Origin of the sequence: Prevotella communis (assembly GCF_022024115.1) — a bacterium.
In the GTDB taxonomy this organism is placed as follows: Bacteria; Bacteroidota; Bacteroidia; order Bacteroidales; family Bacteroidaceae; genus Prevotella; species Prevotella communis.
This window is the reverse complement of the sequence record NZ_CP091792.1, coordinates 338,995-358,337: the sequence shown is the minus strand read 5'-3', so window position 1 is coordinate 358,337 and position 19,343 is coordinate 338,995. Positions and strand designations below refer to the sequence as shown.

The following is a 19,343-nucleotide window of genomic DNA, read 5'->3' as shown; positions in this document are numbered from 1 at the left end:
CTTTTGGGATACGAGTCAAGACGTCAAAGCGGATACGCTTACATCTGGGTGGGGTGTTTGGGGGAGTGTTGGGTGGGGTGTTAGGGGGAGTCTTGGAGCAACACCCCACCCCAGCGCAAACACAGTATTTATCGCGGTTGCCGAAGTTTTTATGCTAAAAGGTGGAGTCTCGATGAGCAACTCGTCGTTTCTCTATCAGCAACTCGTCGTTTCTCTACTCTTTAACTAGGAAAATATTACTGGCTAACTAGAGAAATTTTACTGGCTAGTTAGGAAATAAAAAATACGTCGTTAGCGTACTCCGATTACGTCGTCCTCGTACTCTGAGTACGTCCCCTACGTACTGGCTGACTGACTATCTTACAACTATTTGTCTTACCCTGGAAAAAGTTGACTCATAAAAAGTCAACAAGATGAAGAATTATCGAACAGAAAATCAGAGGTTGTATTATGACAAAGTAATCTCCCTCTATCGTGACCACCACATGGGAAGAAAAAGAATTGAGAAAATAATTCCCTTGTCAGATCACACTATTTCGAAATGGATTCGTAACTTTGTAGCCGAAAACCCGGAATACAAGAGTAAACGCATGAAAATGGCAGAAGAAAAACGTAAGCAGAAAGCGATTGAGGACTCTATCCAATCGCCATTGCCAAACGACAAGCAGTCCTTGCAGTCAGAGGTGGCCCGTTTGCGGAAGGCTCTTCGTGAAGCGTCTATGCGTGCCGATCTTTATGATGAGATGATAAATGTAGCCGAGAAGCAGTTTAACATCTCCATCCGAAAAAAAGCTGGCACCAAGCAGTAACGAACCTGCATGCACGGGACAAGGACAAATATCCTATAGAAACCCAGTGCAGACTGCTTGGTGTATCAAAGCAGGCTTATTTCCAGAGAGACGAGGACGTACTGCTGAGGAGAATTGCTCAGGAGGAGTTTGCCTTGGCATATATTCTTGAGATACGCAAAAAGGATCCTGGTCTTGGTGGCGTAAAGCTGTGGCGCATGTACAAGCGCGAATTCACAGGCAACAAACCAATGGGGCGTGACCGCTTTGAAGCCCTAATAGACAGATACGGTCTGAAGCTCAAGCAGCGTTTGCGCAAACCACGTACTACGGATTCTACGCATGGCCTACCTCTCTATCCAAACCTCATTAAGGACCTGATTCCGACTGCCCCCAACCAGCTATGGGTAAGCGACATTACCTATATCCCAATCTGGCTGGATGAGACCCGTTACAGCTTCTGCTACCTGTCCATGATACTGGATGCGTATACAGAGGAGATTGTAGGCTGGGCGATAGGGCCGACATTGGACACGGAATATCCCCTGCGTGCCCTCCTGATGGCCTTGGAGCGTATAGAGAATATAGATAAGGAGACACTTACGCTAATTCACCATTCTGACAGAGGCGTACAGTATGCAAGTGCCCGTTACGTAGAACTTTTGCAGAAACATGGCATTCGTATCAGCATGACAGAGGACGGAAACCCAAAGGAGAACCCTCAGGCTGAAAGAATCAACAACACAATGAAGAACGAGCTGTTGAAAGGCATGCGATTTACATCTCTTGCAGAAGTCATAGAAGCCGTAGATCCAGCTGTCGTCTTCTACAACGAGGAACGACCACATATGAGCATTGACATGATGACTCCTAAGGAAGCTGCTGCTTGTACTGGGGAGCTGAAGAAGCACTGGACAAGCTACAGGGAAATGCACATCAAGGAAAGGCAAAAAATGACATTTATAGGGAATGCAAGAGAAAATACTACTTTTCTCTTGCATAATCCCTAGAATATGTTTACTTTTGCATCCAGTCAACTAAGATTAGGGCTATGACAACAACCGTCAACCTATTGCAGGGTTAAAAGGTGAGAGTCAACCTATATAAGTTTTAATGTTTAACCGAGTCAACCAATCTTAGGGTTTAGGCATACTGACAGTCAACCCAAATCAGGAAACGTCAATTATTCGTAAAACAGCTTGTATCTCCATGTGACCCTTCGCGTGACCCTTTTCTCAAAAGGGTCACTAGCCTCAACCCCCATATACACTGGACTTTTCAGAGAAATGTGAGGGTGTGAGGCTTTTTTGTAAAATGCCAATTTCGCACGAAATTTCACGTTCAATCAAAAACTACAGGTTAAGGCATCCTATTTCATGGACTAAGACATCGTAAACCTATGACTTGGCAACCGAAAACCATAGAGTTACGACCACGAACTCATTGAAACGCTACCCCTAACTCATTGAGTTACGGTTCCTATAGAAAAAAGTCTCAGTAATATTTGCACGACAAAAATGATTTACCTATCTTTGCACTATGCAACGGATTAATCACCATGCCGAGGATAGATTGAAAAACGAAGTCGAATGCTCATCCATCTTATCATGTCGTATGGTGGGAGAAATCAAAGACATGTCCCGCTGCTCTCTGGATAATATGTATAACTCATTTGACGATAATTATACGACTCATTTTTCCTTTGACATCCAAAGGAGAATGATGATTTTTTCTTTTGATTATTATTATGATGATAATCTTCAGAAGGACGTCTTGAATCCTTGCAGTTTGGTAATAAAGGATTGGACTTCGATACAATATTCGCTGGAGCCAGAAGACGAGTATTTTGTGTTGGAGAATTCGTCTGTCATGCCTGAACTGGCGCTAATTCTTGAAATGAAACAAGAAGGGAATAATTTGTTTCTTTATGCCATGAGTGATGACAATGAATATATCAATCTGAATATTCTGGATGCAACAGTATCATTGGAATTAGTGGATATGACGAAGAATGTCAACGTATATAGATCGTCGGATAGCATAAGGAACCAGGAAGAAGATGTCTTTATGGCAAGAATTCCATATGTGAGGAATAAAGACGAACTGCTAGAAGCATTGAAGTCATCGCTACGTATTCCTTCGCATATCACATGTAATTGGGATGTCATGCCTAAGTTACTGGAGGATCCGTTTTGGCTTAGCAATTGGAGACAAGTAATCATTGCGCATGATGGCATAAGTGAGCTTCCTAAATCGGATTTATCTATGTACAGAAAGGTAATTGCTGAATGTAGAATGCACAGCATGCATACCCTTTTTGTTTTTAAAGACAACGATTATTCTCTTATGGAAATATGAAGTATTTAAGGTTTAAATATGACCTTGGTCCAATTCCAAAGTATTCTTTTCTCGAAAAAATACTTATAAAATTGGTCGAGATTGTAATTCCCAAAGCTAATCCGGATTTTGAGGAGTCTTACCATTATGTAGAAACATGGTATATAGAATATGATGAGACATATGAAAACGATGGGGTTTGTCGAGAAATAGGTCGAGACGTATTAGGGAGAGTTGTCGTTAAAACTCCAAATGACAGGAACTATGGCTTTTGGGCTGACACAAATATGGGGATTGGTGATTTTATCGAGCAGATGCATTCAGAGTTCATTAGCCAAGAAGAGTTTGAATCTGCGTGGAATGAAGAACTCGTAAAGATAGACGAAAACCCCAAAATACAGAAGCCTGAAATGAAAAAGAGTTGTATGATTACCCATTTGATGGGGATATTAATGATAACTAGTATCTTCACAAGTTGCAAGAATGCCGATGTGAACAAAGGTGAACGTCAGGTGGATTCTTGTATGGTGACAGAAGGAAATGTAGAGGCTTGTCTGTCTGCAGAAGATTCGATAGCTGCATTGAAAGACATTGCGAAGTGTGATAGTATGATTTGTATGGAAAAAGACACAAACGTTCTTTTCATGCTTTATCAGCAAAAGGTCAACTTGTTGGCAGGTATAGGAAAGGTAAGAGATGCCTATTATAACCAGGGACTGGCAATGGGACTATTGCCAGAAGATGATGGTAGACGTTTGGAGTACGAAGCATTTGGTGCTTACCTGCAGAATGATATGGACAGGTACTCAGTATTGTTGCAAAAGGCAATCGATGAATATAAAAAGAATTCTGACGATGCGCCCCAGACCTTGAGTCAGGCCACCTGCTATACATTACTTGGTGATGACGAAGCTTCAAAGTCCATCCTAAAGAAGTTCCTGAATCATCAGGAGGATCAGACAATCTTGTATGCCTACGAGGATTATCCTCTCTTTAAAAAGCAGGTACTGGAAGGGCGTTCAAAACTGATTGGATTGCTAAAATCCGGTGATAGATAAGTGATAAAAGGACTCAACAGATATCAATGTTGAACGAAAATCATTGAAACAACTCCTGCAACACGGGGAGGGAACGGAGCTCTGGGAACTGAGGAATATGCAGGCGATAATACTGGATGAGAATCTCCAGGATACGATTACGATCTGCACGACCCAGACGGAAGAGATGCATGGTGGCATAGTCCATACGCATGAGCAGATGGATGCGACTGGCCTCCTGAGGCATCAGAAAGTCACGATGCAAAGGTGGCTGTTCGCAGAAGCAGGCAGCACGCAGGTCAAAATACAGACTGTTTTCACCATTCCGTAGTTCCGTGATTCCGCCATTCCGTAATTCCAGATTCGGATAGAAGCCCAGGAAGCGACTGAGACGCATCAGGAAGACAAGATGGAAATTGACAAAGTCGCGTTCGCGCCCGTCGAGCCATTCTATACTGGTACGCACATAGTCGAACAGCGGTTCGTTGCGCTGTTCATCGCGCAGGGCATGATACAGGAACTCACAGACAAACAGGCCGATAGCCAGTTTGGAGGGGTCAGATAATAACGAGGGAAGGGGCGACAGCAATGATGCCTCGCTGATCTTCTGCAACTGCACCTGCTGACGGATATCAGCCTCTATATTTAATAAGGTGAGCGGCTGAAAATATTGCTTCTTCAACTTAGCCTGAGCAGTGCGCGGCAACTGCAGGGCAAACGACAATCTGCCCCACTGGCGGGTAAACATATCCACGATAAGTTTTTGCTCGCCATACTTCACCGAATGCAATACAACAGCCTCTGTTTTCGTCTTCACGGCGGCGAAATTAGCAAAAAAAATACAAAAACTTGCACTTTTCTTTAAGAAAATTTGGCAGAAAAAGAAAAAAGTTGTACTTTTGCACCCGCTTTTAGCGTCGATGGTCCCTTCGTCTATCGGTTAGGACGAGAGATTTTCATTCTCTAAAGAGGAGTTCGACTCTCCTAGGGACTACCAAAAGAAATTAAAATCCGTCATCTGCGCTGTGGTAGCGCTACTCGAAAGAGGAAGGGGTGGCGGAGGATTTTTGTTAAAGAGGCAACCCTTTGCAGAAACCCGCCCAGGGCAGCCGGAAGGCGCAAGACCCATAAGCTTTAATAACAACAAAAAATTTAATTAAAAAAAAATGGCAAACCACAAATCATCGGTGAAGAGAATTCGCCAGGACAAGAAAAAGGCACTGCACAACAAGTACTATGCCAAGACAATGCGTAACGCTGTTCGCAAATTGCGCGCTATGACCAACAAGGACGAGGCTGTAGCCCTCTATCCTCAGATTCAGAAGATGTTGGACAAGCTGGCTAAGACCCACATTATTCACAAGAACAAGGCTGCTAACTTGAAGTCAAGCCTCGCTCAGCACGTGAACAAACTGGGCTAATAAGCTGCAAAAATAAACAGAAGCCGTACAAGTAAAACTTGTGCGGCTTTTTTTCGTGTTTTTTATCGGTAAAAAATTCGTTATTCTCACAACTTTTTTGTACCTTTGCACCAATTTAGGACATTAACAAAAATGGCAGAAGAACTGAATCAAACCGAACAGAACTATTCCGCGAGTAACATTCAGGTACTCGAGGGACTGGAAGCCGTGCGCAAGCGCCCTGCTATGTACATTGGCGACATTAGTGAGAAGGGACTTCACCACTTGGTGAACGAGACCGTCGATAACTCTATCGACGAGGCTATGGCCGGCTATTGCACCCACATTGAGGTGACTATTAACGAAGACAATTCTATCACAGTACAAGATAACGGACGCGGTATCCCCGTTGACGAACACGAGAAGATGCACAAGAGTGCCCTGGAAGTGGTTATGACCGTGCTGCACGCCGGTGGTAAGTTCGACAAGGGTTCCTACAAGGTATCTGGTGGTCTGCATGGTGTAGGTGTGAGCTGTGTAAACGCCCTCTCTACCCACATGAAGTCACAGGTATTCCGCAACGGCCACATCTATCAGCAGGAATACGAGAAGGGTAAGCCCCTGTACGACGTGAAGATTGTGGGCGATACTGACAAGACTGGTACCCGTCAGCAGTTCTGGCCCGACGGATCTATCTTTACCACCACGCTCTATAAGTACGACATCATCGCCAAGCGTATGCGCGAGCTGGCCTACCTGAATGCCGGCATCACCATCACGCTGACCGACCTCCGTCCTGACGAGGAAGGCAACCTGCGCGAGCCCGAGGTATTCCACGCCAAGGAGGGTCTGAAGGAGTTTGTGCGCTACGTGGACCGTCACCGCACCCACCTCTTCGACGACGTCATCTACCTGAAGACAGAGAAGCAGGGTGTACCCATCGAGGTGGCTGTGATGTACAATACCGATTACAGCGAGAATATCCACTCATACGTTAACAATATCAACACCATCGAGGGTGGTACTCACCTGACTGGTTTCCGTATGGCCCTGACACGTACACTGAAGGCCTACGCTGATGCCGACCCACAGATCTCCAAGCAGATTGAAAAGGCTAAGATTGAGATTGCAGGTGAGGACTTCCGTGAGGGTCTGACAGCCGTTATCTCTATCAAGGTGGCTGAGCCTCAGTTCGAGGGACAGACCAAGACCAAGTTGGGTAACTCAGAAGTGGCTGGTGCCGTACAGCAGGCTGTAGGCGAGGCGTTGAGCAACTATCTGGAGGAACACCCCAAGGAGGCTAAGCTGATCTGCGACAAGGTGGTGCTGGCTGCTACAGCCCGTATCGCTGCCCGCAAGGCACGCGAGAGCGTACAGCGCAAGAACCCCATGACGGGTGGTGGTCTGCCAGGTAAGCTGGCCGACTGCTCTAACAAGGACCCCAAGACCTGTGAGATCTTCCTCGTCGAGGGTGACTCTGCAGGTGGTTCTGCCAAGCAGGGACGTGACCGTCATTTCCAGGCTATCCTGCCCTTGCGCGGTAAGATTCTGAACGTAGAGAAGGTACAGTGGCACCGTGTGTTCGAGGCCGAGTCTGTGATGAACATCATCCAGAGTATCGGCGTACGCTTCGGCGTTGAGGGCGAAGGCGACCGCGAAGCCAATATCGACAAGTTGCGCTACGACAAGATTATCATCATGACCGATGCCGACGTCGATGGCTCGCACATCGACACGCTGATTATGACGCTCTTCTATCGTTTCATGCCACAGGTGATCCAGGGCGGACACCTCTACATCGCCACTCCCCCACTCTACAAGTGTACTTACAAGAAGTATTCTGAGTACTGCTACACCGAGCAGCAGCGTCAGATGTTCATCGATAAGTACGTAGCTGGCGACGAGAACTCTTCTGCCCTGCACACACAGCGCTACAAAGGTCTAGGTGAGATGAACCCAGAGCAGCTTTGGGAAACCACCATGAACCCCGAGAACCGCTTGCTGAAGCAGGTAACCATCGAGAATGCTGCCGAGGCCGACGAGATTTTCTCAATGCTGATGGGTGACGACGTAGAACCTCGTCGTGAATTTATCGAGAAGAATGCTACCTACGCTAATATCGACGCGTAAGGTAAGGGTAAAAGTAATAGTGAAAAGTGAAAAATTTGCTACTGCGCTGTGATTGATGCGGTAGCAAATTTTTCACTTTTCACTATTCACTTTTCCCTTATTTCCTGTGCCTGAACTCACTGGGTGACATCCCCATGTGTTTACGGACATAAGAGCCAAAATGCGACATGTTTGCGAAGCCCAGCTTACTGGATATCTCCTTAATAGTCAGATTACTGTTTCTCAGGTAGAAACGGATATCCTCACAGGTATATTGGATAACCCAGTCGGAAGCCGTCTTATTGCTGTACTTCAAGCAGAGCATCGTCAGATACTTAGGCGTGATGGCCAAATTGTCGGCATAGTCGGCTATGGGCTGGCGCTTCACCTCGTTATTGGATATCATACTCAGGAAACGGTTAAACAACATCTTACCCTGCGAGGGACGCTGATCATCCAAAGCACCATTCACCTCCTCCAGTTCGGCACACAAATCGAGCAGGAGGGCACGCAGCAACGCCTGCAAAGTATGATAAGAAGGGACGCGACGCCTGCTTTCTATCTTAGACTGCAACAGTTGATAGTAGAGGTCGATATTCTTCTCACAAGATTCGTCCAGCGACACCTTGTAAACCTGATTGATATAAACCATTTGATTCCATACCTCCATTCTGTCACGAAGCAGCGCCTGAATAATATGATCAGACAGGCAAATAGCCTTTCCGTCAAGGTCCTCGCCACGAACACTGTGCTCTACCTTCACATTAGGAGGACATACAAACACATCTCCCGAAACAAAGTCCAGCGTTTTCCCGTTGACCGTCAACGTAATCTGCCCCTGACTACAGAAGCCAATGAGCGTCGTTTTTGGTTTCAAAGGATAAGCCTTTGACAACACATCCACGTGGTCAAACATCACGACGTCACCGTCCTGATAGTCCACTACCGTGTTGCTAAAGTCAACATATCCGATTTGTTCATTACTTTTTTGAGTCATATAGCTATAGTTTTTGTCACGCAAATTTCATCATTTTTTTTCAGAAAAAAGCGAATTTTCCACAAAAATATTAGCCATATCAGACAATATTACCCAAAGGGGATAGAGATTTTTACATTTTGAACACGTAACGCACACAAAAAGGGCATCCTTTTTTGAACATTTATAAAAGGAAATTGGTTTATAAAATACACTATGTGTAGATTTTCACCTCACGTTTGCCACGCAACACGTCCAACGCATTCAGTGCCAGAGCCTCCATCTCGTCCTCGCCAGGAAAACAATAGGTAGGTGCCAGAAACTCTATACGCTTACGCAAACGGGTAATCACATACTCAGAACGTGCCAGTCCGCCCGTCAGCAGGATAGCATCCACCTTACCGCAGAACACGGCCCCCAGCCCAACGATATTCTTAGCTACATGATAAATCATCGCATTCAGGATCATCTCGGCATGGGCGTCACCCTCAGCAATACGTTTTTCTATCTCCTTCACATTAGCCGTACCCAGATGGGCATTCAGTCCAGCCTTGCCAGCCAGTCGTTTCAGCAGTTGCTTCTCCGTATATTTCCCACTGAAACTCAGACGGATAAGGTCGGAAGCAGGCAGACTGCCAGCACGCTCAGGCGAGAATGGTCCTTCGCCATCCAGTGCATTATTGGCATCAACGGCACGGCCATGCTGATGGGCAGCCACTGAGATACCACCACCCAGATGACAGATAATCAGATCCAGGTCCTCGTAACGCTTACCTATCTCGTTGGCAAAGCGACGGGCTATGGCACGCTGGTTCAGGGCATGCCAGATACAGATACGGTTCATCAGAGGAGAGCCACTGATACGTGCATAGTCGTTGAGTTCATCCACCACGCCCGGGTCGGCTATAAATGAGCGACAGCCAGGAATGGTCTTGGCTATATCATAGGCAATCAGGCATCCTAAGTTACACGCGTGGTTGTGCATCGCAATACCGTTATAGGTATCATCGAGCATCTGTTGGTTGATCTCATAGACACCACCGGCAAGAGGCTTCACCAGTCCACCGCGACCAATCACAGCTTCGAACTCCATAGCCACATTCATATGGGCTAATTCTTTGAGCACCAACTGCTTGCGGTAGTCCAACTGATTCAGCACGTCGTCACCGAACTGTGCCAGTTCTTCATTAGAATGCGAAATACTACGCAGCACCATCGGCTTCTCGTCTTCAAAGACGGCCATCTTGGTGCTGGTAGACCCAGGATTGATTACAAGGATAAACATAAGGCTTATTAGATTGGAGGTTTAGACGCAGGCAAGCGCTAAAGAATAGAACTTATTGTCGGCTGAGTCGGCACGCGAGGTGAGCACTACGGGCACCTGCGGACCTTGCAGGATGGCTGCCGTCTGAGCCTGACAGAAGAGTGTGATTGACTTGTAGAACACATTGCCGGCCTGGATATCAGAGAAAATCAAGCCATCAGAGCGTCCCTCCAGAGGAGAAGTCAGTCCCTTCTTATGAAGAGCTGCTGGCGACAACGAGGTCTTCAGATCCAACGGGCCATCCACAATACAAGGACCAAACTGGCCTGCATTGGCCTGCTCTACCAACTCACGATACTCTACCGTGCAGGGGAAATGCTTGGGATTCACCTTCTCTGAGCAACTGATAAGTGCGATACGGGGTTCCTCAACACCCATATTACGACAGAGATCCAGCAGGTAAATGAGCTGCTGCTCGCGCTGCTCCTTCGTGGGATAGGGAATCACGGCCACATCGGTCATAAACAACAACTTGTCATACTGCTCCATCTTGGCACAACACAGATGTGTGAGCACGCGACCCTTAGGAAGGATGCCAGTCTCCTTGTTCAGGATAGCCTTCAGCAGATTATCCGTATTCAGCAGACCTTTCATAATCACATCGGCCTTACCCTCGCGCACCAGCGCAACAGCCTCAGCAGCAGCTACATCCACGTCGTCATTATCCACGTAGATAGCCTCAGCAAAACCTGCCTTTACGGCACGCTCCACAGCGCCACTGGTACTTTCATCACGACCGCAAACTACAGCCACACGACGACGTACGCCACTGGCTTTCAGGTGCTCAACGAGCTCATCAAAACATTGTATTGCTTTCATATCCAACAAATCTTTTGGCAAAGATACGATTTTTTTCTCATACCAACACATTTTTTGCAGAAAAAATATTAACTTTGTACCCAACTAAATCCAATATAATGAAACTATTACTGACAACTACAATGCTTTTACTGTCAATGGGCGCAGAATCACAGACTTATACCATTGACACAAAGCACCCACAACAGACCATCGAACACTTCGGTGCGTCTGACGCCTGGTCTATGCAGACTATCGGACTATGGCCTGAAGAAGAGCAACAGCAGCAGATTGCCGACTGGCTCTTCTCTACTGAAAATGATGCCAACGGAAAGCCCAAGGGCATCGGTCTTTCACTATGGCGCTTCAACCTCGGAGCAGGAAGTGCCGAACAGGGGGACTCCTCCTATATTAATAAGGATACACGTACGGAGTGTTTCCTGCGTTTTGACGGCACCTACGACTGGACACGTCAGCCAGGTCAGGTAAAGTTCCTGAAGATGGCCAAACAGCGTGGCGTGCCTTATATCCTGGCTTTTCTGAATTCTCCTCCCGTTTATTTCACAGAGAACGAACTGGCTACGAATACTGGTCGCGGGGGTACGTTGAACCTGCGTTCAGAATGCTACGATGCCTTTGCACAGTTTATGGCGGAAAGCGTCAGCGGACTGGAACGTGAGCACGGCATCCACGTAGACTATATCTCACCCATCAACGAACCTGATGGTCACTGGAACTGGCAAGGCCCGAAGCAGGAAGGTTCTCCTGCCACCAACTGGGAGATTGCAGAGGTGGCACGTAAGACCAGTGCCGCCTTCACAGAAAAAGGGCTCACCACACAGATCATGGTCAATGAATCGAGCGACCTGCGCTGTCTGTTGGGCGTCTACAAGACCTCATGGGAGCGTGGCAACGCCATTGCGTCGTTCTGGTCGAAAGACAGTACGGCGACCTATCTGGGCGACACGCCCCTGGTGCCTCGCCTGATGCTGGCTCACAGCTATTGGACAAACACGCCCGTACCTTATATGAAGAAGATTCGCCAGGATCTGCACAAGACGCTGAAGAAATACAATGCCAAGTTCTGGCAGTCGGAGATCTGCATCATGAGCAATGACGAGGAGATTGGAGGTGGCGGTGGATATGACTTCTCCATGAAGACGGCTCTCTATGTGGCTCGCATCATTCATCATGACCTCTGTTATGCCAATGCAGAGAGTTGGTCATGGTGGCGTGCCTGTGGTGGCAACTATAAAGACGGACTCATCCGTGTGTTCGACCGCAGACATCAGGCAAGAGACAGCCGGTTGATGTGGGCACTGGGCAACTACAGTCGCTTTGTGCGTCCTGGTGCCGTGCGCTACGACATCTCTTCAAAGGAAAAGGAAGATCCCTACGGCGTGATGGTCTCGGCCTATCAGAACAAAGACGGCTCATGGGTCGTCGTGGCTATCAACTACAGCGAGCAGGAGAAACCCGTCTCCTTCAATGTAGGCAGGAGTTCGGCTTCGCCCACCTGGCAGCCCTATCGTACCAGCGATGCTGAAGGCGAGACGCTCAAGCCCCTCGCCCCTTGCGATGGAACAGCAACCCTTGCTCCTCGTAGCATTACAACATTTGTAAGTGAAAAGTGAATAGTGAAAAGTGAATAATTTCTTTTAGTCGCGAAGCTTTGTAAAAGCGAGCAGAGCTCGAGCGGCTACCGCATGAATTAATAATAAAAACGATGAAGAAACTATTGAAGCATCTTGCCCTTGCGGCATTGTTGATGGCAGCACCTGCTACGATGCAGGCGGCTGGCAAGCCTGGCACATTTACTACGGGCGACAAGACCTTCTTGTTGAATGGTAAGCCATTCGTAGTGAAAGCTGCAGAGGTACACTACCCTCGTATTCCTCGTCCCTATTGGGAGCACCGCATCCAGATGTGTAAGGCTCTGGGCATGAACACGGTGTGTATCTATGTATTCTGGAATATCCATGAGCAGAAAGAAGGCCAGTTTGATTTCACAGGCAATAACGACGTGGCCGAGTTCTGTCGTATCGCCCAGAAAAACGGCATGTATGTCATCGTGCGCCCTGGTCCCTATGTGTGTGCAGAATGGGAGATGGGCGGTCTGCCCTGGTGGCTGCTGAAGAAGAAGGATATCAAGCTTCGCGAACGCGACCCATACTTTATGGAGCGCGTAAAAATCTTCGAGCAGAAGGTGGGTGAGCAACTGGCTCCGCTGACCATCCAGAAGGGCGGTCCTATCATCATGGTTCAGGTAGAGAACGAGTACGGCTCGTATGGCGAGGACAAGCCTTATGTCAGTGAGATTCGCGACTGTCTGCGTGGCATCTATGGCAAGGAACTGGCATTGTTCCAGTGCGACTGGTCTTCCAACTTCGAGAAGAACGGCCTTGACGACCTGACATGGACCATGAACTTTGGCACGGGCGCCAACATCAACGACCAGTTCCGTCGTCTTGGCCAGCTGCGTCCCAATGCCCCGAAGATGTGCTCTGAGTTCTGGAGTGGCTGGTTCGACAAATGGGGAGCACGCCACGAGACACGTCCTGCCAAGGATATGGTGGAAGGTATGGATGAAATGCTCTCAAAGGGCATCTCGTTCTCACTCTATATGACCCACGGAGGCACCTCGTTCGGTCACTGGGCAGGCGCCAACTCACCTGGCTTTGCACCCGACGTCACCTCGTACGACTACGACGCGCCTATCAATGAATATGGTCAGGCTACGCCAAAGTTCTGGGAACTGCGCAAGATGATGGAGAAATACAACGACGGCAAGAAGATGCCCGCTGTGCCCAAGGCTCCAATGTCCATCATCACCGTGCCTAAGTTCGAGCTGACGGAATTTGCGCCCTTCATAGCCGCCATGACCAAGCCCGTCAATGGCACGCCCAAAACCTTCGAGGAGATGGACATGGGCTGGGGCACGATGATGTACTCAACCCGCCTGCCCGAGATAACATCGCAGAGTGTGCTCACCGGCGAGTTCCACGACTTTGCCCAAGTGTTTATCGACAAAAAATATATCGGCAAGATTGACCGTGTGAAGAACGAAAAGTCGCTTACCATCCCCGCCGTTAAGGAGGGTGCCGAACTTATTATTATCGTCGAAGGCATGGGGCGCATCAACTTCGGTCGTGCCATCAAGGACTTTAAGGGCATCGTCGGCGACGTGACGTTGACAACGGAGAAAAACGACATTGAGATGGTGCTGACGCCAAAGAACTGGATGAATGTGGCCATCCCCGATGACTACAAGACAGCCACGAAGGCACTTGACATGGTAAAGGGCGTCAACGACCAGGTAGCTGCCGGCAAGGCGAAAGGTAGTGTTCCTGCACTCGCCTTTACACAGGGCTATGAGGGCTCGAAGAAACTTGGCGACATCATGAAACCCGGCTACCACCGCGGCTACTTCAACCTGAAGAAGGTGGGCGACACCTTCCTGAACTTCGAGACATGGGGCAAGGGACAGGTCTATGTGAATGGTCATGCCATGGGCCGCATCTGGAGCATCGGTCCGCAACAGACGCTCTATGTGCCCGGTTGCTGGCTGAAGAAGGGCAAGAACGAGATTATCGTACTCGATATCGTTGGTCCTAAGGAGGCTGTGGTATGGGGCCAGGCTGAGCCTGAACTCAACAAGCTGCAGCTGGAGAAGAGCAATAAGCACAACAACATAGGCGACAAGCCCGACCTCAACAGTGCAACTCCTGTAGCTACCGGTGCCTTCAAGGCTGGAAACGGCTGGCAGACCATCCAGTTTGGTAAGACCGCAAAGGGTCGCTACCTCGCCATCGAATGTCTCTCAACACAGAAGGACGGCGAACGCGTGGCCATTGCTGAGCTCTACCTGCAGGGACAGGACGGCAAGCGTCTGTCGCGTGAACCGTGGAAGACGAAGTATGCCAACTCTGAGGATGAGGGGGGCAACCACTTAGGCGATAAAGTCTTCGACCTGCAGGAGTCAACCTACTGGCAGACAGAGAAGGGGGCATCGGCACCCCACCTCTTGGTGATTGACCTCGGCTCAGAGCAGACAGTCAATGCGCTGGAGTATCTGCCACGAGCAGAACAAGGAGCACCAGGTTCTATCAAAAATTTCAAGGTGTACGTCTATTAATATTCTATAAAATGGCCAGCAGAAAATTTCTGCTGTCCATTTTCACTCATTATTTTTTGATTTTTCCTTTTTTTTCTGTACCTTTGTAACCATAAAAATCCAAATACACGAAATGGACAAAATTCAAGAAACCAATATTCACATCATTAAGCGCTACTGCAAAGATCACTACATCGATAACGATCTGTTCTTGATTGACAATATCAAACGTATCCCCATTCCGGATTCTGCACGCCGCACAAACTTTATTATTATAGGTATGTGCACCCAAGGAGAAGCAAAGTATACAGTAGACACACGTGAGTTTACCGTTCGTGCTGGCGAGACATTTATTGTTTCCGAACGCCATGTCATCAACCAGTTCACCCTCTCAGACGACTTCGTGGCTATGAGTATGGTGATATCTGTGAATTTCTTCCATGATATTATACGTAACGTCAGCGAGATGTCTGCCCTGTTCCTCTATTCACGCAACCATCCTGTGATGCGATTTGACAAAAAGGAGCAAACAGTATTCAGAAACTATTTCGACGCCATCGACAGACGTATTTCAGACAAGGGTAATCATTTCCAGAAAGAACTGATCAGAGTACTGATGCTGGCTATGTTCTACGACCTGAGCAACGTTATCTATCGCAATCGCAAGGGAAAGGAGAAGAAACAGTCACGTCCAGACGCCATCTTCACACAATTCATCAAGTTGGTGGAAGTGCACTGCAAGACAGAACGCCGCGTAAGCTGGTACGCCCAACAACTGGGTATTACTGCAAAATATCTGTCGGAGGCCGTGAAACATGTAAGCTGTCGCACGCCCAACGAGTGGATTGACAACTACGTCACACTGGAGATGCGCGTACTGCTGAAGAATACCACAAAGCCCATCAAGGACATCGCCAAAGAGATGAATTTCCCCAATCAGTCGTTCCTTGGAAAATACTTCAAGGAAAACGTGGGTATGAGTCCGTCAAAATATCGCAAATCCTAAATCACAGGTAACCCTGCTGCTTCAAATCTGAAGCCACTTCACAGAGTTCCTGATACCACTGCTCGCCAAAACGGCGCACCAGCGGACCTTTTAAGAACTGATAAACGGGAAGGTGAAGAGCCTTCCCTTTTTCACGTCCACACTTACAGATATCCCATTGATGATAGTTCAGGGCCACAGTACCATCAGAGAATGTCTTCTCGCGGATAGGATACAAGGCACAACTGATGGGCTTGCAAATCTTCTCTAAAGCGCAGAGGCAACAGTGTCCGACGGTTTTCCCTTCAGTTAATGTCAGGTCATCATAGAAAGTAAACACGCAGTCCTTACCTCCAACGATACTCGTCACCAGGTCACCTTCCTGATCAGTATAGGCCACGCCCTGCTTATCAAGCACAGCCTGAGCAGAAGCACTTAGCTTGCTCCATACCCCTTCCACATGATTCTCTATCTCCATCACCTCGTCAAGGGTGACGGGAGCACCGGCATCGCCTTCGATACAACAGGCACCCTTGCATACTTCAAGGTCACAACAGAACTCTTCCGTCAGGATATCCGACGAGATGAGTACACCTGCTACTTCTAATATAGGGGGGAGTTTGTTTACCATACGATTGGGGTTATACCGTTTTCCTGGAGATAAGCATTGCAACGAGAGAACTGATGCTGTCCGAACCAGCCGCCACGATTAGCACTCAATGGAGAGGGATGCACAGACTCCAAGACCAGATTCTTTTGTTTATCAATCATATAGGCCTTTGAACGAGCAAAACCGCCCCAAAGCATATAGACCAGATGCTCACGCTCTGTTGCCAGAGCCTTGATAGCCGCATCCGTGAAGTTCTGCCATCCCAGTGTGCTATGACTATTTGCCATATGGGCACGCACGGTCAATGTAGCGTTGAGCAACAACACGCCCTGTTCTGCCCAGCGTGTCAGGTTTCCCGTAGGTGGTACAGGCGTACCGAGGTCATCCTGTATCTCCTTGAATATATTGATAAGAGAAGGAGGGAACGCAACACCATCCTGCACAGAGAAACTCAATCCGTGAGCCTGTCCTGGCTCGTGATAAGGGTCTTGGCCGATGATGACAACCCTCACCTGATCAAACGGACAGAGATTAAAGGCATTGAAAATCAGTTTTCCTGGCGGATAACACGTACCTGCCATATACTCCTGTCGTACCTTTTCTGTAAGTCCTGCGAAATAGGGCTTCTCAAACTCTCCTTGCAGATGTCGTTTCCACGACTCCTCTATCTGTATATTCATAATAACTTATAGATATCATCTATCATCTCCTGAGGAAGTCCCAGTCGCGGATCATCACTATGGGCATTGATAGCCTCCAGGAAATGTGGCATTTCTTCCCTATATACCTCCTTCATGTGGTTATTTGAAGCGTTACCGTGCGTAAAAGAATAGGTAACGTTAGCCAGTCGGTCGGCCAGTTTCAGAAAAGGTGCATAGGGTGTTTCACGAATACCTTGATAGTAACGCTCGCCGGCTCTCTCAGCACGTGTTCGTCCTTTGTCATTAGTCAACGCATATACCATCTCTGCTGCGATATAGGCCTGGTCAGCGTCCATAAACAGTTGAGCAGCCTTTGTCACATCATTATACGTCATTCGTGCATCCTCGATGCTGTCATGATAGAAAGCACCAAAGAAAAGAGGTACGAAATCGTGCTCGCTCTGGCACACGAGATATCCGTACTTGAATACGGATTCAGCCACCATGTCAAGGTGGAACCCATAAGGGTGCACCTTGTCATAGTGCTGATTCACGCTCTCGTGCAACATGTGTGCACGGTCTCTTACCTCTTCGATATCGAGCTTGTGTTTTTCAATACAAGCTTGAAACTCCTGTTGAGTCATTAGTCACAAATCAGGTTTTCACCAGTCATATCCTGTGGCTGCTCCAGTCCCATGATATGCAGGATAGAGGGAGCCACGTCTGCCAAGCGACCATCCTTCACGGTAGCCGAATTATTATTGGTTACATAGATGAATGGCACAGGATTCAGTGAGTGAGCGGTGTTAGGAGTACCATCGGCATTGATAGCGTTGTCGGCATTACCATGGTCGGCAATGATGATAGCCTCGTAATCGTTGGCCTTAGCAGCCTCAATCACATCCTTCACACAGTTGTCAACAGCCCATACGGCCTTGGCGATAGCGTTGTAAACACCCGTATGGCCCACCATATCACCATTAGCGAAATTTACAACGATGAAGTCGTACTTTGCCTCATTGATGGCGGCCACCAACTTATCCTTTACCTCATAAGCACTCATCTCGGGCTTTAGGTCGTAGGTAGCCACCTTGGGAGAGGGAACCAGAATACGGTCCTCACCCTCGTAGGGCTGCTCGCGACCACCATTGAAGAAGAAGGTTACGTGGGCATACTTCTCTGTCTCAGCGGTATGCAACTGCTTCTTGCCCTGCTGTGAGAGGTATTCACCCAGTGTATTCTCAACATTCTCCTTGGGGAAGAGGATGTGTACGCCAGTAAAGCTGGCATCGTATGGCGTCATGCAGTAGTACTGCAGACCAGGAACAGTCTTCATACCCTGCTCAGGCATATCCTGCTGGGTTAATACGATGGTGAGCTCCTTGGCACGGTCGTTACGGAAGTTGATGAAGATAACCACGTCACCCTCCTCAATACAACCATTCACAGTGCTGTTGTGGATAGGCTTGATGAACTCGTCAGTAACACCGTCAGCATAGCTCTCTTCTACGGCCTTCACCATGTCGGTAGCCTGCTTACCAGTGCCATTCACAATCAGGTCATAACCTTCCTTCACGCGCTCCCAACGCTTATCACGGTCCATTGCATAGAAGCGACCTACGATAGAGGCGATAGCTGCGTCGTTGTCGGCGCAAACCTTAGTAACCTGCTCGATGAAGCCCTTACCACTCTTGGGGTCTGTATCACGACCGTCCATGAAACAGTGAACGAATGTCTGGTTCTTCAGACCGTAGTGCTTACCTACCTCAATGAGTTTGAACAGGTGTTCCAAAGAAGAGTGTACACCACCATCAGAGCAGAGACCCATCAGGTGCAGTTTCTTATTGTTCTCCTTGGCATAGGTATAAGCGGCCTTCACCTGAGGATTCTCTACGATAGAACCATCCTTGCAGGCACGGTTAATCTTCACAAGGTCCTGATAAACGATGCGGCCGGCACCGATATTGAGGTGTCCTACCTCAGAGTTACCCATCTGTCCGTCAGGCAGACCTACATCCTCACCAGAAGCCTGAAGCTGAGAGTGAGCCGATGTAGCTGTCAACAAATCAAGGTAAGGTGTTGGAGTATTGAAAATCACATCACCCTTACCATGCTTACCGATTCCCCATCCATCGAGAATCATCAAAAGTGCTTTCTTTGCCATAATAAAAATACTTAATATCTTGTTTATACTTTCTCTCTTTTCACCTTATTATTATATAAG

At 48.0% G+C, this 19,343-nt stretch carries 17 protein-coding genes and 1 tRNA gene; 10 read left to right on the top strand and 8 right to left on the bottom strand.

From position 1 onward, the window contains the following. Positions 1–413 precede the first annotated feature (413 nt). The 4 genes from L6468_RS01405 to L6468_RS01390 all read left to right on the top strand — a co-directional run bounded on the left by L6468_RS01405 (position 414) and on the right by L6468_RS01390 (position 4,183). A complete protein-coding gene (locus L6468_RS01405) occupies positions 414–809 on the top strand; it encodes a glutamate--cysteine ligase (protein ID WP_237794509.1) in 396 nt (131 codons plus the stop codon). Between the two features lie 5 nt (positions 810–814). Further along, complete coding sequence (locus tag L6468_RS01400; protein ID WP_255779486.1) at positions 815–1,798, top strand: IS3 family transposase; 984 nt, start codon at positions 815–817, stop codon at positions 1,796–1,798. Between the two features lie 529 nt (positions 1,799–2,327). Beyond that, positions 2,328–3,146 (top strand): barstar family protein, encoded by an 819-nt coding sequence (locus L6468_RS01395; protein WP_237794507.1) that lies wholly within the window; start codon positions 2,328–2,330, stop codon positions 3,144–3,146. Beyond that, a complete protein-coding gene (locus L6468_RS01390; RefSeq protein WP_237794505.1) occupies positions 3,143–4,183 on the top strand; it encodes a hypothetical protein in 1,041 nt (346 codons plus the stop codon). Before L6468_RS01395 ends, L6468_RS01390 begins: the two co-directional genes overlap by 4 nt. 40 nt (positions 4,184–4,223) lie before the next feature. Here L6468_RS01390 and recO read toward each other — a convergent pair whose 3' ends face one another. Beyond that, complete coding sequence (recO, locus tag L6468_RS01385) at positions 4,224–4,979, bottom strand: DNA repair protein RecO (RefSeq protein ID WP_237794503.1); 756 nt, start codon at positions 4,977–4,979, stop codon at positions 4,224–4,226. Between the two features lie 105 nt (positions 4,980–5,084). Here recO and L6468_RS01380 point away from each other — a divergent pair. The 3 genes from L6468_RS01380 to gyrB all read left to right on the top strand — a co-directional run bounded on the left by L6468_RS01380 (position 5,085) and on the right by gyrB (position 7,692). Then, positions 5,085–5,159, top strand: a tRNA-Glu gene (locus tag L6468_RS01380). Positions 5,160–5,328: 169 nt separating this feature from the next. After that, positions 5,329–5,583, top strand: a complete 255-nt coding sequence (rpsT, locus tag L6468_RS01375; protein ID WP_091816424.1) for a 30S ribosomal protein S20 — start codon at positions 5,329–5,331, stop codon at positions 5,581–5,583. Between the two features lie 132 nt (positions 5,584–5,715). Continuing rightward, positions 5,716–7,692, top strand: a complete 1,977-nt coding sequence (gyrB, locus tag L6468_RS01370; protein ID WP_091816427.1) for a DNA topoisomerase (ATP-hydrolyzing) subunit B — start codon at positions 5,716–5,718, stop codon at positions 7,690–7,692. Positions 7,693–7,789: 97 nt separating this feature from the next. Here gyrB and L6468_RS01365 read toward each other — a convergent pair whose 3' ends face one another. The 3 genes from L6468_RS01365 to L6468_RS01355 all read right to left on the bottom strand — a co-directional run bounded on the left by L6468_RS01365 (position 7,790) and on the right by L6468_RS01355 (position 10,790). Further along, positions 7,790–8,668, bottom strand: coding sequence for an AraC family transcriptional regulator (locus L6468_RS01365; RefSeq protein WP_237794501.1), 879 nt, complete (start codon positions 8,666–8,668; stop codon positions 7,790–7,792). 193 nt (positions 8,669–8,861) lie between these two features. Continuing rightward, complete coding sequence (buk, locus tag L6468_RS01360; protein WP_091816432.1) at positions 8,862–9,932, bottom strand: butyrate kinase; 1,071 nt, start codon at positions 9,930–9,932, stop codon at positions 8,862–8,864. A gap of 21 nt (positions 9,933–9,953) precedes the next feature. Further along, positions 9,954–10,790, bottom strand: a complete 837-nt coding sequence (locus L6468_RS01355) for a phosphate acyltransferase (RefSeq protein WP_091816435.1) — start codon at positions 10,788–10,790, stop codon at positions 9,954–9,956. Between the two features lie 98 nt (positions 10,791–10,888). On the opposite strand from L6468_RS01355, the gene L6468_RS01350 reads away from it, so the two are divergent. The 3 genes from L6468_RS01350 (at position 10,889) to L6468_RS01340 (ending at position 15,889) form a co-directional block, all read left to right on the top strand. Then, positions 10,889–12,403 carry a glycoside hydrolase family 30 protein gene (locus L6468_RS01350; protein WP_237794500.1) on the top strand — a complete coding sequence of 505 codons (1,515 nt, stop codon included), beginning with the start codon at positions 10,889–10,891 and terminating at the stop codon, positions 12,401–12,403. A 92-nt stretch (positions 12,404–12,495) separates the two neighbouring features. Then, positions 12,496–14,904, top strand: a complete 2,409-nt coding sequence (locus L6468_RS01345) for a beta-galactosidase (protein ID WP_237794499.1) — start codon at positions 12,496–12,498, stop codon at positions 14,902–14,904. A gap of 112 nt (positions 14,905–15,016) precedes the next feature. Beyond that, on the top strand, positions 15,017–15,889 hold the full coding sequence (locus L6468_RS01340; RefSeq protein WP_091851162.1) for a helix-turn-helix domain-containing protein: 873 nt from the start codon (positions 15,017–15,019) through the stop codon (positions 15,887–15,889). A gap of 1 nt (position 15,890) precedes the next feature. Here the strand turns inward: L6468_RS01340 and L6468_RS01335 are convergent, their stop codons facing one another. From L6468_RS01335 to gpmI, 4 genes are read right to left on the bottom strand one after another with little or no spacing between them, the layout of a single operon-like run. After that, the gene (locus L6468_RS01335) at positions 15,891–16,499 is read right to left on the bottom strand and encodes a DUF3109 family protein (protein ID WP_237794498.1); all 609 of its coding nucleotides are present in this window, start codon (positions 16,497–16,499) and stop codon (positions 15,891–15,893) included. Continuing rightward, positions 16,493–17,158 carry a uracil-DNA glycosylase gene (locus tag L6468_RS01330; RefSeq protein ID WP_091816448.1) on the bottom strand — a complete coding sequence of 222 codons (666 nt, stop codon included), beginning with the start codon at positions 17,156–17,158 and terminating at the stop codon, positions 16,493–16,495. The genes L6468_RS01335 and L6468_RS01330 overlap by 7 nt, the downstream gene beginning before the upstream one ends. Next, positions 17,155–17,763, bottom strand: coding sequence for a RasGAP domain-containing protein (locus L6468_RS01325; protein ID WP_237794497.1), 609 nt, complete (start codon positions 17,761–17,763; stop codon positions 17,155–17,157). The genes L6468_RS01330 and L6468_RS01325 overlap by 4 nt, the downstream gene beginning before the upstream one ends. Beyond that, positions 17,763–19,283 (bottom strand): 2,3-bisphosphoglycerate-independent phosphoglycerate mutase, encoded by a 1,521-nt coding sequence (gpmI, locus tag L6468_RS01320; RefSeq protein ID WP_237794496.1) that lies wholly within the window; start codon positions 19,281–19,283, stop codon positions 17,763–17,765. Before gpmI ends, L6468_RS01325 begins: the two co-directional genes overlap by 1 nt. Between the last annotated feature and the right edge of the window lie 60 nt (positions 19,284–19,343).

What these genes read in the sequence shown, in the direction of transcription:
- L6468_RS01405 (WP_237794509.1), top strand. Translation starts at nt 414, where the DNA reads ATGAAGAATTATCGAACAGAAAATCAGAGGTTGTATTATGACAAAGTA.
- L6468_RS01395 (WP_237794507.1), top strand. Translation starts at nt 2,328, where the DNA reads ATGCAACGGATTAATCACCATGCCGAGGATAGATTGAAAAACGAAGTC.
- L6468_RS01390 (WP_237794505.1), top strand. Translation starts at nt 3,143, where the DNA reads ATGAAGTATTTAAGGTTTAAATATGACCTTGGTCCAATTCCAAAGTAT.
- rpsT (WP_091816424.1), top strand. Translation starts at nt 5,329, where the DNA reads ATGGCAAACCACAAATCATCGGTGAAGAGAATTCGCCAGGACAAGAAA.
- gyrB (WP_091816427.1), top strand. Translation starts at nt 5,716, where the DNA reads ATGGCAGAAGAACTGAATCAAACCGAACAGAACTATTCCGCGAGTAAC.
- L6468_RS01365 (WP_237794501.1), bottom strand. Translation starts at nt 8,668, where the DNA reads ATGACTCAAAAAAGTAATGAACAAATCGGATATGTTGACTTTAGCAAC.
- buk (WP_091816432.1), bottom strand. Translation starts at nt 9,932, where the DNA reads ATGTTTATCCTTGTAATCAATCCTGGGTCTACCAGCACCAAGATGGCC.
- L6468_RS01355 (WP_091816435.1), bottom strand. Translation starts at nt 10,790, where the DNA reads ATGAAAGCAATACAATGTTTTGATGAGCTCGTTGAGCACCTGAAAGCC.
- L6468_RS01350 (WP_237794500.1), top strand. Translation starts at nt 10,889, where the DNA reads ATGAAACTATTACTGACAACTACAATGCTTTTACTGTCAATGGGCGCA.
- L6468_RS01345 (WP_237794499.1), top strand. Translation starts at nt 12,496, where the DNA reads ATGAAGAAACTATTGAAGCATCTTGCCCTTGCGGCATTGTTGATGGCA.
- L6468_RS01340 (WP_091851162.1), top strand. Translation starts at nt 15,017, where the DNA reads ATGGACAAAATTCAAGAAACCAATATTCACATCATTAAGCGCTACTGC.
- L6468_RS01335 (WP_237794498.1), bottom strand. Translation starts at nt 16,499, where the DNA reads ATGGTAAACAAACTCCCCCCTATATTAGAAGTAGCAGGTGTACTCATC.
- L6468_RS01330 (WP_091816448.1), bottom strand. Translation starts at nt 17,158, where the DNA reads ATGAATATACAGATAGAGGAGTCGTGGAAACGACATCTGCAAGGAGAG.
- L6468_RS01325 (WP_237794497.1), bottom strand. Translation starts at nt 17,763, where the DNA reads ATGACTCAACAGGAGTTTCAAGCTTGTATTGAAAAACACAAGCTCGAT.
- gpmI (WP_237794496.1), bottom strand. Translation starts at nt 19,283, where the DNA reads ATGGCAAAGAAAGCACTTTTGATGATTCTCGATGGATGGGGAATCGGT.